At 49.7% G+C, this 16,701-nt stretch carries 13 protein-coding genes; 8 read left to right on the forward strand and 5 right to left on the reverse strand.

Going from position 1 to position 16,701, the window contains the following annotated elements; all coding sequences use genetic code 11:
- Positions 1-223: 223 nt before the first annotated feature.
- The 4 genes from NG833_RS02645 to dapF all read right to left on the reverse strand — a co-directional run bounded on the left by NG833_RS02645 (position 224) and on the right by dapF (position 3,807).
- Positions 224-529, reverse strand: coding sequence for a hypothetical protein (locus NG833_RS02645; protein ID WP_254563786.1), 306 nt, complete (start codon positions 527-529; stop codon positions 224-226).
- A gap of 3 nt (positions 530-532) precedes the next feature.
- On the reverse strand, positions 533-1,423 hold the full coding sequence (locus NG833_RS02650) for a transposase (RefSeq protein ID WP_254563787.1): 891 nt from the start codon (positions 1,421-1,423) through the stop codon (positions 533-535).
- Positions 1,424-1,752: 329 nt separating this feature from the next.
- Positions 1,753-2,901: a hypothetical protein gene (locus NG833_RS02655; protein ID WP_254563788.1), complete on the reverse strand. Its 1,149-nt coding sequence runs from the start codon at positions 2,899-2,901 to the stop codon at positions 1,753-1,755.
- A 51-nt stretch (positions 2,902-2,952) separates the two neighbouring features.
- Positions 2,953-3,807 (reverse strand): diaminopimelate epimerase, encoded by an 855-nt coding sequence (gene dapF, locus NG833_RS02660; RefSeq protein ID WP_254563789.1) that lies wholly within the window; start codon positions 3,805-3,807, stop codon positions 2,953-2,955.
- A 309-nt stretch (positions 3,808-4,116) separates the two neighbouring features.
- Between dapF and NG833_RS02665 the strand changes: the two genes are divergently transcribed.
- Positions 4,117-4,329 carry an RNA chaperone Hfq gene (locus NG833_RS02665; protein ID WP_254563790.1) on the forward strand — a complete coding sequence of 71 codons (213 nt, stop codon included), beginning with the start codon at positions 4,117-4,119 and terminating at the stop codon, positions 4,327-4,329.
- Between the two features lie 42 nt (positions 4,330-4,371).
- On the opposite strand, the gene NG833_RS02670 is transcribed toward NG833_RS02665, so the two are convergent.
- Positions 4,372-6,708: a cation:proton antiporter gene (locus tag NG833_RS02670; RefSeq protein WP_254563791.1), complete on the reverse strand. Its 2,337-nt coding sequence runs from the start codon at positions 6,706-6,708 to the stop codon at positions 4,372-4,374.
- 413 nt (positions 6,709-7,121) lie between these two features.
- On the opposite strand from NG833_RS02670, the gene NG833_RS02675 reads away from it, so the two are divergent.
- The 7 genes from NG833_RS02675 (at position 7,122) to NG833_RS02705 (ending at position 16,254) form a co-directional block, all read left to right on the forward strand.
- Positions 7,122-8,030: a M23 family metallopeptidase gene (locus NG833_RS02675; protein ID WP_375293872.1), complete on the forward strand. Its 909-nt coding sequence runs from the start codon at positions 7,122-7,124 to the stop codon at positions 8,028-8,030.
- A 202-nt stretch (positions 8,031-8,232) separates the two neighbouring features.
- Positions 8,233-8,781, forward strand: a complete 549-nt coding sequence (locus NG833_RS02680; RefSeq protein WP_254563793.1) for a late competence development ComFB family protein — start codon at positions 8,233-8,235, stop codon at positions 8,779-8,781.
- A 647-nt stretch (positions 8,782-9,428) separates the two neighbouring features.
- Positions 9,429-11,171, forward strand: a complete 1,743-nt coding sequence (locus NG833_RS02685) for a hypothetical protein (protein WP_254563794.1) — start codon at positions 9,429-9,431, stop codon at positions 11,169-11,171.
- A gap of 1,048 nt (positions 11,172-12,219) precedes the next feature.
- Positions 12,220-12,966, forward strand: coding sequence for a response regulator transcription factor (locus tag NG833_RS02690; RefSeq protein ID WP_254563795.1), 747 nt, complete (start codon positions 12,220-12,222; stop codon positions 12,964-12,966).
- A 57-nt stretch (positions 12,967-13,023) separates the two neighbouring features.
- Positions 13,024-13,512, forward strand: coding sequence for an adenylyltransferase/cytidyltransferase family protein (locus NG833_RS02695; protein ID WP_254563798.1), 489 nt, complete (start codon positions 13,024-13,026; stop codon positions 13,510-13,512).
- 240 nt (positions 13,513-13,752) lie between these two features.
- On the forward strand, positions 13,753-14,472 hold the full coding sequence (locus NG833_RS02700) for a GUN4 domain-containing protein (protein WP_254563796.1): 720 nt from the start codon (positions 13,753-13,755) through the stop codon (positions 14,470-14,472).
- A gap of 384 nt (positions 14,473-14,856) precedes the next feature.
- Positions 14,857-16,254, forward strand: coding sequence for an IctB family putative bicarbonate transporter (locus tag NG833_RS02705; protein WP_254563797.1), 1,398 nt, complete (start codon positions 14,857-14,859; stop codon positions 16,252-16,254).
- The last annotated feature ends 447 nt before the right edge of the window (positions 16,255-16,701 follow it).

Below are 16,701 nucleotides of genomic sequence, written 5' to 3' on the forward strand. Positions count from 1 at the left end.
GGGGTCCTCGTTAATAGGCGATCGCCTATTAACGAAGAATGGTTGGTTGGACTGTCGGAGTGACCCTATCTCGTCTATTAATGAGGAAATTGGACCCGTCTCCATACAGGCGCGGTAAGCGAAGCTATCCCGTAGGGAATCGCGGCTCATCCTGCGTGACGTGGCCTCCGCCACGTCACGCAGACCCCACCCTAACCCTCTTACAACGGTAGGTTTTTTACAATTAACAAGTATTGAGGGGTAGAGTGACCGGATGTAGAGGTAAGGGGTCAGGAATCAGAGGAAACAAACGAATCGGGACCCCTTTAATTAAATCGGCGATAATAGTGAGTAAACCCCTAGCAAAACAAGACATGGAACGGGGGCGTTTGACCACAGTCGAGTCTACTGGCTCGACGGGGTTAGAGCAATCAGACTGGGATGAACTATGCGGGGGTTGGACATCCAGTTGACTCCCGAATGAACTGTGCGGGGGTTGGACATCGGGTTGACTCCCTAGGGACACCATCCATAAAGTGGCAACAGCCATAGCTCACCAATGTCTATCAGCCCTGAGAGGGTCCCTCATGCGGGTATTTTGCCATAACCATCCATCACTTTTATTTTCTCGGTAACCGCACTCAATCCAACAGCGGGTTCCATACCATTCACAATGACCTTCAACTGGGGAAAAATCCGTTAAAATCAGCCAAGGGTCCTTATACCCGTCATCCCAACGAGCGAGCAATGTGGCTTGAATTGGATTAGTTTTAAAACATACAACTTCACCCGCCCAACAAGTTCCTACTTTGGGGACGACTGTAGTCAGAGGTTTCCAATTAGATTCTCCGCTCAGACGAAAACTTCCTTGATGATTAATCCGTAAAAAAGGATGCCAGCCGACCTCCCTAATTAAATCATAAAGCCAATCAGCATATAGACCTCGGTCGGAGGAAACTATCACCTGAATTGTCGGAGAAATAATGGATTGCAAACTCCCCAAAAGCGACTCCCAGATAGGTTTCCAGGAGCCTTTCTCCCCTCGGTTGCCGATTTTCCAGGCCACCGGAATAGCACAGCCTTTGTAGAAAACATTAATTGTTAAAGCGGTAAATTTATCCTTAATATTAGTGGCATCCAAGGCAAATGGTAGATGGGTAGTCTCCTTGGGAAATAAGCTAATTACCCACTTGAGTAAAGGGCCAAAACAGGAAGTTACGTCTAATTCTCTTCGGTTTTTCCTTTTTTTAGCACTTTTTTCTTTGTACCATTCTTTCAAACGACACTCTACTGTATTAGCTTTTTCATCATTGATATCAGCAATGAACCTCGCGATCTCAGTGATACTCGAAGAGCGCGTCATGACCATCCCAAAGCTCCAAGTGGCTAATCCTCGTACTTGAGGAATGGTTAATGAGGGCATATGGGAGCTGACTATTCTCATCCACTGTTTAAGGGATTCATTTTTTAGCAAGGTTAGTTTCTCCTTCTATCATGGTTCCATTAAGCGCAAGGATAGAGGCACGCTCCTCTCATCTGTTGGGGTGGGGCCTGTTTCATCAGTATTATATCCTTGAACATTCGGTAAAAAACCTACCGTTGTAAGACCCTAACCCTCCCCTTGCCAAGGGGAGGGGACCGGAAGGTTAATCACCATGAGGGTAAGAAACCTATTCTTGTAATTCCCCACCAACCCCCTTGAAAACGCCAATCGGCTTTTGAGAATGCAGGCTTAATTAGAGTTGCGCCACCCTTGATGATGAAAGTATATTTTTAACTCCCAGACTGGATTTTTTCCACAATCCATTCAAAGGTTTCCAGAACCTGGTGCAAGGCACTTTCATCTTGTAAAGTAGACAAGGGAAAAGTCGGTAATCGAGTTTCACTTGAATCAGCGGGAAGGGACAAGCCAATCGAACTGAAACGAGAGCGCAATTCTTGCCAGTTTTCTGGGGAATCAAACGGGGGCTGAGTGGCATAACTGCTACTAGAAATCACAAAATCCCCAGAAATATCCACGGTAAATAACGCAATAGATTTCCGACCTTTTTGCTTTAATTTGGCCAGAAAACCCCCATAGAGTTCTCCCGTTCCCCAGACCACTTCCACGGCAGGTTCGTGGCGTCGGACCCATTGTTGAATTTGGCGGGCCATTTGCGCTTCTTCATAACCTTGGCGGGTTTCAAATTCATGAAAGAAAGACGCTTCATCCCAGCGACGTCTCTCGCGAGTTGCACTGGCTTTTTTCTGTTGCGCTTCAGCGGTTTGACCAATGATTCGGGGAACCAATGTTTTAAGTCCATCTTGGCTGACATATTGTTTAATTTCCAGGGCCAAGACTTCGGTCGGGTCTAATTGTTCATTGAGAAATTCGACCACTCGTCTAAGTTCAGGAGAAATTTCATCGGAGACAAATACTAATCGAAGTTTGCCCGCTTGGAGGTTGGTTTTGACTTTATCCCAGAAGCGGTCTTCATGAGCATCGACTCCGAGAAATTCTTCAAAGACTTGTTCAGGGTCGCGACCGACATCGCGGCAATTGGATTCAAATTGAGTAATGATGGACTCAATGGGCCAATAAATTAAAACATTGGCGGCATAGTCTAACATTTGACCCACAATTTCCCGGCGAATTCGGGTATCTTGAGTATGTTTGACAGCCACTAAAGTGGGAATGGCATTTTGGTCGATAAATAAATGTTCAAAGGACCATTGACCATTAACTTCATCTTCTGCCGGAAGCGGCATTTCCCGGGAAATTAATAACCATTGGCGAGGGGTCGCGCGGTCAATTTGGTCTCCGGCGATCAGGTTAGGATATTTTTCGAGTAATTCTTGCAGTCGATCTTCGTTGTCGTAGGCTTGTTCTATCATTTCTACAAGCCGGTCTTCATCTTGTATGAGGTAAATGCCTCCACCCATCTCTGTTCTCCGTATTGTGATTAGTGTTGCGATCTGGATGTAGGCGCGGATCTAGATCCGGCCTGAAAATACCCGTTCGGCAGGACCTGTCATGTAAAGTCGGCCATCGGATTCAGACCATTCGATGATGAGAGGGCCACCGGGGAGTTCGATGGTCGCTTGGCGATCGCATCGACCCGTCAGGACCCCAGCCACTAAGGTAGCACAGGCCCCAGTCCCACAGGCCAGGGTCGCACCGGCACCCCGTTCCCAAACTCGCATTTTGAGATGCGATCGCCCCATGACTTGAATAAATTCCGTATTAGTCCGCTTGGGAAAGGCCGGGTGATTCTCAAATTGAGGACCAACTACCGCTAGATCCACCGCATCCACATCCTCTACAAAGGTAATGCAGTGGGGATTTCCCATGCTGACGCAGGTCACATCCCAGGTCCTACCGGCCACGGATAAGGGGACATTAACCGCCTTTTCCTCCGGAGCACAAAGGGTTGTGGGAATTTCTGAACTCAGCAACCGTGGCAGGCCCATATCTACCCTAACTTGACCATCGGATTTCAGGGTTAGGGTCATCACCCCGGATTGGGTCTGAATCCGATATTCTCCCGTTCCCGTCGCTGAACTCCGGGTGGGAACGCCGAGGTCCACGAGAAACCGGGCTAAACAGCGGATGCCATTCCCGCACATTTCCGGTTCCGAGGCATCGGAGTTATAAATCCGCATGGTGTAGTCGGTGTCCGGTTCCGTAGGCGGAAGGGCAAAAATCACCCCATCGGCACCGATGCCAAAGTTGCGATCGCATAACTGTTCGGCCTGGGAAGGCGTTATCATAGGTTCCTGGTTCTGACGGTTGTCAATCAGAATGAAATCATTTCCCAAACCTTGATATTTGGTAAACTCTAACGTCATGGCTTGTACTCGCGAAAAGTTCGGGTTCTTGTCCTGGTTTTATTTGATAATACCCGATGTTACAGTTCCCACTTTTGGGACCGGAATCTTTATCCTTCGGTAAAAGCGCGATCGCAGTCCCCATCCCTCACATCCTGAAGGCTATTCCGGGTGTGAATCCTGACTGGGCCTGAGTTGATTCTCGGACAGGTTAACATGACTCATAGAGCAGGTTGACCGCTTAACATCGGACAAAATAACCGGCCTGCCTGAATTTTGTCCGATGGACTTCGATTTTGATGCCAAATTTTCTCTCGTTGAGACCCAATCATGTCTGACTTCGATACTAACTTACCTAGCATTCGCCAAGTTCAAAATTTCATTAAAGACAAACACGAGATAGAACTCAAACTCGTCACCGGAGATTTGTTAGCCGGTAAAATTTTCTGGCAGGATAAACACTGCATTTCTATCCTGGATCACTACGACAAACAAACCATCGTCTGGCGTCATTCCATTGTTTATCTAAAGCCAAAATCTTGACCCTTGTCCGGTCTGGCTTGATTTTACCCCGACCGGACCCCCTTAGCCCCGATCGCTGGGTAACCCCTCCTTCAGCGGTTCACTTTGGTGAGCTCTGCTCAGGGTAACCGTAATGGGACCCGATTGGCCCGGATTCGTTGCCAACCCCAGTTGGAGGCGTTTCAGGGAGAGGAGACTGCCGCACAGCAGCAGGCGATCGCCCCCTTGCACCTGAGTCCCTCCATGAGGAAAGCGAATAAACTGTCCTTCCCGGCGAATCGCTTGCACCTGCACCTCATACTCCGCCCGCAAATCCAGTTGCCCCAAGGTTTTATCGGTGATGGGACTCTGTTCGGGGACCATCAGCCATTGACAAGAGCGATTTTCTTTGGGAATCGCCACCTCTCCTCGGGCTAACTGCTCAAATGTAGTCAGTTCTTCCCCTTGTCCCACCACCAGGAGTTTATCCCCCGTCACCAAGGTGGTATCCGCTGTGGGATAGTCGATTTCTTCTCCATTGGCGCGGCGAATTGCCATTAAACTCACCCCACTGAGTCGGCGCAGATCCGTTTGTTCTAAAGTCATCCCCGCCAACGGAGACCCCTCCGGTAGGGGATACCATTTGCTGTTCATATCTAATGCCGCCACCTGTAACTCCCGGGAGACTTCCGAAGGCGATCGCGCCGGACGCAATTCTAAATAGTGATGACTGCGAATTTGTTCGATTTCTCGCCGAATCCCCGGCAACGGCAATCCCACCCCGAGTAACAAATGAGTCGCCAGTTCTAAACTCACCTCAAATTCCGATTGCACCACCTCTGAGGCCCCCAATTGATAGAGAAGCTCAATCTCCTTTTCTTGGTTCGCCTGGACCACCACATCTAATTCCGGGGATAACTCCAGCGATCGCTTCAGGCACAACCGCGTACTCATCGGGTCCGGCAGGGCCACCGCCACCGCCTTCGCCTGATCCACTCCCGCTGCTTCCAAAACGTGCAACGATGCCGCATTCCCATAAATATACGGAATTCCCGCCGCCCGCAGTTGCCCGATCGCCCGTTCGGAACTATCAATCACCACCAACGGATAGTTATGCGCTTGCAGCAGTTGGACCACTTTTTTACCCACCCGTCCATATCCACAAACCACCACGCGATCGGGCAAAGGAATCTCCTCGGAAACAGCCTGGGGACCACTGGTATCCTCAAAAAATCCCTTCAACCAGACCTGATTCTCCGCCCAATCCAGCAATTTCGGCACCAGTCGCAACACAAATGGCGTCACCACCAGAGTTACCGCAGTCGTCCCTAAAATCAACAAATACACCGGACGGGAAACCAACCCCGTCGCCAGTCCCTGGGCCGTCAACACAAAGGAAAATTCCCCAATTTGCGCCAGTCCCAACCCCACAATCAACGCCGTTCTAAGGGGATAGCCAAAGCTGGTCACAATCGGGGTGATAATTAAAAATTTGCCCACAAACACTAAACAGACTAACCCCAGAATCAGTTCCAGATTCTGCCAGAGAAACAATGGGTCAATCAGCATTCCCACCGACACAAAAAACAGGGCCGCCAAAATATCTCGCAGGGGTTCTACATAAGTCAAGGTTTGGTCCGCATATTCCACCTCAGAAATCATCAACCCCGCAACGAAGGCCCCCATTTCAATGGAAAAACCCAGGTAGTAGGTGACTAAAGCAATGCCCAAACATAAGGCAATCACCCCGAGTAAAAACAGTTCTTGACTCTCGGTTTTAGCCAGAAATCTCAACAACTGCGGTACGATAAATAATCCCACCGCTACTGCTGCTACGGCAAACAGACCAATTCGCACCACCGCAGAAATCACCGCCATCCCGATCTCCTCTGGAGGTTCGTTCAGGGCCGGTAACACCGCTAACATGAACCCCAAGGCTAAATCTTGCACCACCAAAATCCCCAGCATCACCTGACCATGCAGGGTGGGGAGTTCGTTGCGTTCCATCAAACATTTCAGGACCACAGCGGTGGAGGACAGGGAAAGAATCGCCCCCAAAAACACGCCCTGGGACCAAGAGGTACACCAACCCATCACCAGAGAAACAAAGGTGGTGACGGCAATGGTTAAGACAATCTGGAGAGTGCCACCCCCGAGACTAATCCCTTTGACTTTTTTAAGTTCTGCAAAGGAAAACTCAACTCCCAGGGCAAATAATAGTAGGGCCACGCCAAATTGAGCCAGGGTTTCCACTTGAATCAGTTCTTTGATCCATCCCAAACCGGCAGGACCCACGACGATTCCCCCCAGTAAGTAGCCCAAAATAGCCGGTTGGCCCAGGAGGGACGCGAATAAACCACCACTAGCAGCAGCGGCCAGCATCGTTACTAAGTCAAGGATGAGTCTAAAGTCTTCTTGCACGGGTGTTTGTCAAAAATGAGAGAAATGTTACGGGTTATAACAATTCAGGATAACGATTTTTTTGAGGAAGCATGAGGGGGATGGGGAGGATGGGGGGATAGGGGAGATGGGGAGGATGGGGAGATGGGGAGGATGGGGAGGATGGGGAGGATGGGGGAAACGACTGAAGTCGTTACTACAAACGAAGAGAACGACTGAAGGCGGGATGTTGAACTTCTCCCCAATCTCCTCCATCCTCCAAGGACAAATGACAAAGGACAAATGACAAATGGCCAATGACAAATCCTCCCAAAAACCGCGTGATAAAATGTGGAACTTAACGCGATCGCCCGTAAGTCTATCTAGCACGCTTAAAACAGACAAACAGAAGAATCATGACTCACCTGCATAGCTCAAATCCGATCGCCCCTGGGATGCTGGGTTGGCTCTTCAGAGGGGCCAATCCCTGGCTAAAACAACAAGTCAAAACCAAAACGGCCCCGGTGATTGGATTGACGGTTTCGGTACTCTTAGCCCTTGCCAACTCGGTGCAAGCGTTAGAAGTCCAGGTGGAACCCGAGAATCCGCAACTGGGGGATACCCTCTCCGTGGTGATTTCCACTGACGCCTCAGATTCAGCGACGCCCACGGTGATGTCTCCCAATGGTCCGGTCCCCGCCTTTCCCATTGGGGGGAATCGCTATCGGGCGATGATCCCCACGACGCCGTTAAGTGAAGCGGGACGATGGGAGATTCGGGTGGCAGGGGATGCTCAAACCCGCAATATTGCCGTGTGGGTGCGCGATCGCCAGTTTCAGACCCAATCCATTTGGCTACCCCCGGGTAAAGACGACCTCGAAGGGACCGATATGGAATTCGACCGGGTAGATGAATTTAAAAAACTCGTCACCCCTGAGAAATTCTGGAATGGGGCATTTTTACGCCCCAATAACGGACCGATTACCACGATCTATGGGGTCCGTCGGTATTACAATGGGGTGTTTGCCGATGACTATTACCATCGCGGTGTAGACTATGCCGGATCCCAGGGTTCTCCTGTAGTGGCTCCCGCTGCTGGTCGAATCGCCTTGGTGGGACGGGAAGCGGAAGGATTTGAAATTCATGGAGACACGGTGGGGATCGATCATGGTCAAGGTGTGACCTCCATTTATTTGCATCTGAGTCGAATTGATGTCCAGGAAGGCGATATGGTGCAGGCGGGTCAAGTCATCGGGGCAGTCGGGTCAACCGGCGCTTCCACAGGACCTCACCTACACTGGGGATTATACGTTCATGGACAATCCATCGATCCGGTGCCCTGGCGATATGAGGGAGTAGAATAACTCTCATTAGGCATTGAGTACAGTCAAGCCGCCTGACTAGGGATATCCTGGAGTTGTCTGGAGGTAGAGCTAGGTTGGGGCGGATTGTAGGGCAAGATCTATGCAGGGTTGTCCTGGCGATCGCAGAGTTGTCAATGAGGCGATCGCCCCTTGAAACTCTTGGATCAACTGAAAAAAGTGCCGTGGAGCAGAACGAGGCAGTATGAGTATAGAAAAAATCGTAGAACAGGCACTACAAGATGGTTATCTAACGCCAGCAATGGAAGCTGAGGTGGGCAGAATTTGTAACACCGCCTCGGAACTGTCTATTGAAGAGTACATGGCTTTGGATCGCCTGATGGGGTCGCTCTTAACTGGAGAAGTGGTGGTTTTACCACGGAAACAGTTTATTAATGTCATGGAAGAGTTAGTGCTCTCTGAGGCGATCGCCCGGGTTGCCGAAATTGAGGCAACGAGCGATCGGACCCTGGATGTCGGCGATATTGCCGCTTATGCACTCAACCGACTTCCTCCCCTTTATGCAACCACGGAGGAAGGCGCAAACTATCAGCGGGTTCGAGCCAAGGATGAACTGCAAGAGCTCATCTCCAAACAAGTCGAGGAGGCGATCGCCCGGTATCTGGACCGCCCAGAATTCCCCGGTAGAGTCGCCCTGGGTAAAAGTTCGGGCAAAGAAATGCTTACTCAAGTTAACAGCATCCTTCAGTCCTACGCGACTATCTTTGAATCCCAACCCAATACCCCTACTTAACAGGAACCGAATCCTACACCACTCGGTGCTCTGTATTCGGATTCCGATTGGCTTTTTTAACGGTTTGGGTTGCCAAGATTTGCCCCGAGAGGGGAACTGTTTTAGTCCTGACAATTAAGGCGCTCCTTTTAGGGGCGTCTTTCTTTTTAATGCCAAATTCCTCCCCATTCCTAGGGGATGAAAATTGCTCCCGGTTCTGAGCAGTTGCTCCCCTAACGCGGTTCAAACCGCACGGGTTAATCTCTATCCTTCTCAACAAATTTGGGCGCAATTTCAACGCCATTCATCCGGACTCGCAGAGGAGAGTCGATAGGCGATCGCAGTTATTTCCGAGTTATTTCCGACAATGGCATCATTGTCAGCAATTCCAGATAGAAGTTATCTCGACGCTCCCGATAGAGGGTCCGCCCAGTGGGGTCCAGTCTTTGAGCATGAGTGCTCGGCGAGCAATCCTCGAAATCCCCATCAAAATCCTTAAGCGCTCCCCACCCCATCTCTCATCCGGCATCATTTTACAGTAAATATAACTCAGGTTGTTTTGCTACCCCTAATTTTTACCGATCGCCGACTTTCTCCAGAAGCGGCGATCGCCTCTTGTAAATCGTAAAAGAATATTCTCTACCCATCTTTAATGATCAAGGACAACCATGAACTCAATCAGTGGTCAGCTATACCGACCGATCGCCCAATGGACTGGACAATTAATCCTACCCTCCCTGGCACAACGTCATAGTGATGGCGGCGTTTATCTCACCCTCGAAAATACCCCAGAACCTTACCGCCATCTCAAAGGTCAAACAGTCTGGCTCAACTGGCATTCCAACTCAATTCATCAAACCTGGATCAACCGGGCGGTTACGGATATTCACTTTGATGAAACCACTCGTCAAAGTATGGAGAATTTTAGTATCCACCCCACCCGGTTAGAGGGATGGTCCAATGTTAGCCCCTTAGAATCCCTGGCGGGTGCTAGACCCGATGATGATATCCAGGTCGAACTGGATGTGCAAACCGTGGAACAAGTGGGAAATACCTGGATTGTGAGCATTGGGGATGAACCCCTCCAAATTGTCGGGGTTCAAAAAGCCTTGGTGCAGTTTGTGGCATCCGCAGGAGACAAGCGCTACCGCGTTAGACACTATAATCCTCAAACCCGTAATTTTGACGGGAAAGAAGAAACGATCGCCCTGCCGGATGCCGGATTTCAACAGCCGGGACATCAGGTGGAACAAAGTTCGATTATCGACCTTGAAACCTCTCCCCTCAATGCTGAGGGCTGGTATATTTATGGCACTCACAATCCCGAGGGATTATTTATCGTCGGGGCCATTGAACCCGCAGCAGCCCTCTCCCTTGCGCCGACGCGGATGTTAAGTGGACGGGAAGAAACTCGCCAGCACTTTGTAGAGACCAAGTGGGAACAGATTCCCTTACATCGCATGGAACGCACCCTGGTGGATAACAATGGGGGTATCCTCTATGGCAATCAGCGATCGCCGGATTTGATGCAAAAACGCCAGCGAGAATTGTGGTATAAAGGAGATATGGGCTTGGTGGTGCATACCTTCGGTTGGCGCGGAGGAGAACGAGGCGATCGGGCTATCCTAGGGCTGGTTCCGGGACATTTTGCCTTTGGATTTGCCCAAGTAATTGCCGATGAATTTACGGGGAATTTACGCTTTGATTTGGTATATCGGCAAGTATATGGACATAACCGGGAAGGGGTGGTTGCCGGTGCTCATCGTTGGCATTCGTATATGGGGAGTTTTAAGCGGGGGTGGATGTACACCTTGCCGGTTTCTGATGTAGTGATTCGTATTCCTGAACTGACGATCCCCTACCAATTGGGCGATCGCCGGTTTGACCCCCTGCAAACGATCCTCCAGGAACTCGCCTTCATGGAAACCCGCTATCGCACCGGACCGGGAAACGGGGCCTCGGTGGTGACTCCTGCTACATCTTGTGTCAAAGATTCCAGTCAATCCCTGTTTGCCGCGATCCAACGCCTCAAAACCGAAGTAATCAGCGATCGCACGGTCAAACAGTGGGTGGAAAATCACCCCACCGACTTCGAGGTTCAACGGTTTAAACGCCTGGAATTATTACTCGAACAAGTCGAAAAATCAATGTTAATTCCTCTGGGTTATGTCCCTCAAAATTGGCGAGGAGAGAATCAGGAAGTTGCCGCCCATCGCCGGGGGGCATCGTTTAATGCCTCTACGATTTTGGAAGGATTGAAAGCCTGGAAAACCATGTTGCCCCGCCGAGCTGAAATGGAACTGATGCGGGTGTTAATGCAATATGGCGGGACGATGTTTGATTACCAATCAGCAATGATTGGTGGAAAAATTTCGGGATTAGTTCCGAATCCGCCTACGGTAATTTTGTAATTTATCATAAGGAGGGGTAGGGCTTTGATAGGCGAATTGCTTCTATCATTGCTTCTATCTTTATCTTTTTTCCCTACCCTCTCCCGGTAGACAGCCTATTTAAAATCTAGAACAGACGGTTCGGTATTTTAAGGTCTACCCATCTTAAAGCGTCGGTTCAGTAGTCAAAGCCTGGAAGTAAAAACTCAAGGGATGGACTCTACTGTACCGGCGCTATTCATGCTTTCCAAGTTAGGCACACTCGCCTCATTTCTGGCCTTAACCGCTGGGATCGAATCTTAATTAAGGACTTAAAAAGGGAGTATAAATATTTTATACTCCAGCAATTTGCTGTTAAAATGGAAGCCTAGCTTAGTGCCAAATATTGGGTAACGCTTCAAACCAATATAATAGGCCAGGAAAAATTATCAGATTGAATCAGAGCAGAGTAGGCATGGAATCAGTTAAAATGGATTTGGGCAATATCAGAAAAGTTGCATTTAGAGACATCCTGGGTTAAAATCGCTCATTGTTTAGGATACGAGCGCGCATTGCTGTGATCCCAACTGCCAGATTTGAGGCAAATTGCGACAAGAACATTCTAAAATTAAGGATGACCTGTAGCAAACACTTTATGACCCGAGTGATCAGTTCGAGGGTATCTCTAAGGGAACTCCAAAAAATAAAACCTTCAAAAAACCCGCAGGCTGTTCGCGAAGCGTTCCGCTAGGAAAGCCTGGGGCTATACGGACAAAGCCCGCCTGCGCGGGCTAAAAGAGTCTTGTTAGGTGCTTAACCATCGGGATTTGGATGATTTATTTGTTGGAACACCCTAAATCAGTAGGAGGGAAGGGAACTGAGTCTCTCTTGAGTCCCAAGGCAAACGATCGGGTCTGTAGGGTTAAGGGTAATTACCGCTTTGGGCGGGGGGTCCGGCTGTGGCAACTTCAGGGCTTGGAAGATCTGCACACAGGAGTCCCTAAGATGAGCGCGATTAGAATGATGAGAGCAAAACCTGTCAACCTATCTGAGATACCCAGCAGCAACTTAGGTGTAGCGGCTCACACAGATGAAACGAATTTTAGTGGTTGATGATGATAAAACCCTGCGAATGATGCTGAAACGTCATTTGGAAAAACAGGGATTTGTAGTTGAGGAAGCAGATTCAGGAGTGGAAGCGTTAAACCTGTTCAAGCGGGATCCACCGGATTTGGTGGTATCAGACGTGATGATGCCGTTGATGGACGGATTTGAATTTTGTCGGCGTCTTCGCACGAATCCTGCGGGGAAGTTGGTTCCGTTTATCTTCTTGTCGAGTAAGGGAGAACTGGACGATCGCATAGAAGGTCACGCGATCGGGGCGGATGATTATTTGATTAAACCCTTTGAACCGTTAGAGTTAGTGGCGAAAATCGAGGCACAATTAGAGCGATCGCGACGGATTCACGCCGAGATGATCCGGTTGATGCAGCAGTTTACCCCGCAAACTGCGCCCCCTAGGACCGAAGAAGAGTCAGTGCAACCGATTCACGATCCGGCAGATGGGTGGCATCGCCATCGGGTTGAATCCGAGGACCTGAACCCGATGCAACCGGAACCGCTGCCCCTGACCCCTGCGGAAGCGCGAGTCTTTTGGGAAGTGATTCAAGGTCATCCAAATAAACAAATTGCAGCGCGGTTGGTGATTAGTCCCCGGACAGTTCAGACTCATCTGAGTCGAATTTTGAGTAAATTAGGGTTAGAAAATCGCTCCCAACTGGTGCGCTTTGCTTTTGAACATGGATATCGCCCGGGGAGTGAACATGAACCGAACTAGGTTTGATCGGAACCCGAGGGTATCAAATTTTTGCTGTTTGCTGTTTTAGAAAAACCCATGATTCCTGGTCTTTACACGATTTCTACCTTGGTTGAGGCGATCGCCGCTCACCCGGAACAATGGCGGCCCTTGGTCTTTACCAATGGCTGTTTCGATCTGCTTCATGTGGGTCACGTTCGTTACCTCCAAACCGCCAAATCCCTGGGACAGACTCTAGTGGTCGGTCTGAATAGCGATCGCTCGGTCCAAACCATCAAACCCGTCCAACCCGGTATGCCCGCGCGACCCATTATCCCAGAAATCCAACGAGCCGAAGTGCTTTGTGCCTTACAACCCGTAGATGGGGTGATTATTTTTAACGAACCCACTGCCATTACCCTACTAGAGGCCCTCAAGCCGGATATTTACGTTAAAGGTGGGGACTGGACTGTAGAGAGTCTCCCGGAAGCCCCAACGGTGCAAGGCTATGGGGGCCGCATTGAACTTTGTCAAATTGAAGTTCCGACCTCCACTACTGGTATAATTCTTTCTATTCTCAAGCCCTAACCTGAACAGCACCCTAATGTTCAAGTCCATCAACCCGATCGGAATTCGCTTGTCCTTAAAGGGGGCAGGAATATCCTGCACTGTTCGAGTTAACCGGAGCAGTTTCTCTTGACTTCTATGTTTTTTTATTCGGATTAAAGAATTAATGGCCCAGGAAGTTACTGGTTAAATCCATTGAAGCCTCCTACTTTTAGATCCAGTAAAATACCTGTTTGTTAATTCGGTATCCAACAATTTTGTATGAGTGAACCAACAACGTCATCCCTCTCGGAAACTTCCGCCAATCTAGCCGACCTTGAATCTCAATTAAAAACCGCCTCCGAGAAAAATCAGCTTCAACTGATAGAACAGATTGCCGCAACTGGGGAAGCGGGCTTAATTATATTAAAGCAATTTTTGCAAGAGCGTCCGAAGGGTCCGGTCAATTTCATTGATGGAAAAATCTATCAAGTATTGCTGAAAAGTGATTCTTTAGAAATGGCGGATTTTTTGGGAACTGCCTATCCCAATGGGGTGGTTTCCCTGCAATCATTGCGCGGCATTGATTATTCCCTCGTGCAAGAACTGCTGGCCAAACAGGATTATCAAGCAGCAGACCGGGTGAGTATGCAAAAACTCTGCGAACTGGCCGGACCTCAAGCAATGGAAAGAAAATGGCTGTATTTCACGGAGATTGATAAATTTCCGGTGGAGGACCTCCAAACTCTAGATCGGCTTTGGCAGGTTTATTCTGAGGGGAAATTTGGCCTGTCTGTCCAGCGGGAAATTTGGCTGGGAGTCGGGAAAAATTGGGACAAACTCTGGCCTAAAATTGGCTGGAAAAGTGGCAATACCTGGACGAGATATCCAGGGGAATTTACCTGGGATTTAACGGCTCCCCGAGGTCATTTACCTTTGTCTAATCAATTGCGTGGGGTTCGGGTCATCGAAAAGTTGCTGACTCATCCAGCCTGGGGTTAGTGGGTTCTGAGGGCCAAGCTCTAGGCGGATCAAGGGGCTATATTCGTCAAAATTGTCCTGACTGTCCTGACTCTATAACTCCGCGACGATCGCCGGGTTCGACGGCAGAATTAAACAGGAGTCCGGGGAATTTTCCAGTGGAGAAACCGGGAAAACGAGGGGAGCGATTGGATAACCATAAAGTCGGTTGCTCCTGGGTCCGGTTGGGGATCAATCATACGGAGGGAGCCGTTTGGGGGTCCCTCCAGGCGATCGCCTGCCATTCCCGTTCAGGGTTAAACTCAAGCCGTGGCGAAGAAAAACCCGGGGTTCCTGGGCGATAGTAGGGGCAGCTTAAATCAGAGGAAAACTTTCATTGTTGGGTTCCATTGGGTGTTGAATTTTATGAGAAATCTGTTTCCCCCAATCTTCAGTTGGGGTGCCAATTTATCCTTGTATCAGTGGAGTAGCGCCAGTTACTTGCACCAGGCGATCGGCATTTTGGCCCCTCTGCGTCGCTCTAGCTTCTTGATCCAGTGGGCTGACCCGATCGCCGCCTTGTTAGTAGGATTACTCTTTCTCTTGGGGCCTTTTGTTTCCACGGCCCTGATCGGCGTCTTATTGCTCGCTTGTGGGGCCTACTGGGTCTTAGTCACCTTAGCCGATGATGACAACACAGGGTTTACCCCCGTTCACTTGCTAATTTTGCTGTATTGGGGGATCAACACTGTCGCTACCGCCATGTCTCCGGTGAAAAAGGCCGCCTTTGTCGGCTGGACCAAACTCACCCTATATTTACTCCTGTTTGCCTTACTGACGCGGGTCTTGCGATCGCCCAAATTACGCTCCTTTGTAATTGCCCTCTACCTACACGTTGCCACTTTTGTCAGTATCTACGGCATCCGCCAATGGCGATTTGGGGCCGATGCCTTGGCAACTTGGACCGATCCCAACTCCCCATTGGCGAAAGTAACCCGGGTTTATAGTTACCTGGGAAATCCGAACCTCCTAGCTGCCTATCTCTTGCCTGCGGTATTCCTGGGGGTGGCAGCCATTTTTGCTTGGCGCGGATGGGTCCCCAAGGCCCTCGCCGTGACCATGACCCTAGTCAACACTTTATGTCTGGTCCTTACCTATAGTCGAGGCGGATGGATTGGCTTAGTCGTGGGGGGATTTACTCTGATTCTGCTGTTGGTCTATTGGGGGAGTGTCAAGCTACCGGAAGCCTCGCGAAAATGGGCCATGCCCGTTGTCTTAGGAACAACCGTCGGGGTCATCATCCTGGCCCTGCTGTTTGTGGAGCCAGTGCGAGAGCGGGCTGCCAGTATGTTAGTGGGACGCCAAGATAGTAGCAATAACTTCCGCATGAATGTTTGGGATGCGGTGTTTGAAATGATTCGCGATCGCCCCGTGATTGGGATCGGTCCGGGCAACACTGCATTTAACCAAATCTACCCCCTCTATATGCGGCCCAAATACACCGCATTGAGCGCCTATTCCGTGCCGTTAGAAATCGCCGTAGAAACTGGATTCATTGGGTTGAGTGCCTTTTTAGGACTGATTTTCGTCCTCTTGCGCCAAGGGATCGGTAACATCCTGCGCCTGCGAGACCAAGCCAGCTCTCAAGGGTATTGGCTAATTGCAGCGATCGCGATTATCCTAGGGATGATGGCCCACGGAGCCTTTGATACGGTCTGGTATAGACCCCAAGTCAATATGCTCTGGTGGTTAGCGGTGGCTTTGGTTGCCAGCTACTACACCGTACCCTACCCCCAGTCAAGCTCGATTGAGGATCATCAATAAACCGATCAAGAGGAGCCGGGTTAGGTCCAGTAGATTCTGGAGACCGCTCAAACTCGATTCCTCATCCAAGGCGCTCGATTGTTGTAAAGTTGACCAAAAATCTGGACGATTCAATAATGAGCGCCAATATTTTCTGGACATTTTGGGGAAAACTAAGACACAGAACCGGCGATCGCATCTTCAAAACATGAGGTTGAACCTAGGGATCTAGAGCCAACAGGTTCGCGATTCTGGATTTGTTCTGTCCTCCATGCCATTGCCAATCCCGAAAAATAATGAGGAATGAGGTATGAGACATCCGTTGTCGGATTCAATCCGCAGGGTGACAATAACTTTCATAGAATTGAGTTAGGGAATTGCAAAATATAAATCCTCCAACCGTTTAACTGAAAGGAAGGTATCTGTAGGGGCGCAATGCTTGCGCCCTCCGGAGGGCGCAAGCATTGC

The sequence above is a fragment of the Oscillatoria sp. HE19RPO genome, assembly GCF_024220515.1.
Taxonomy (GTDB): Bacteria; Cyanobacteriota; Cyanobacteriia; order Cyanobacteriales; family Laspinemataceae; genus Laspinema.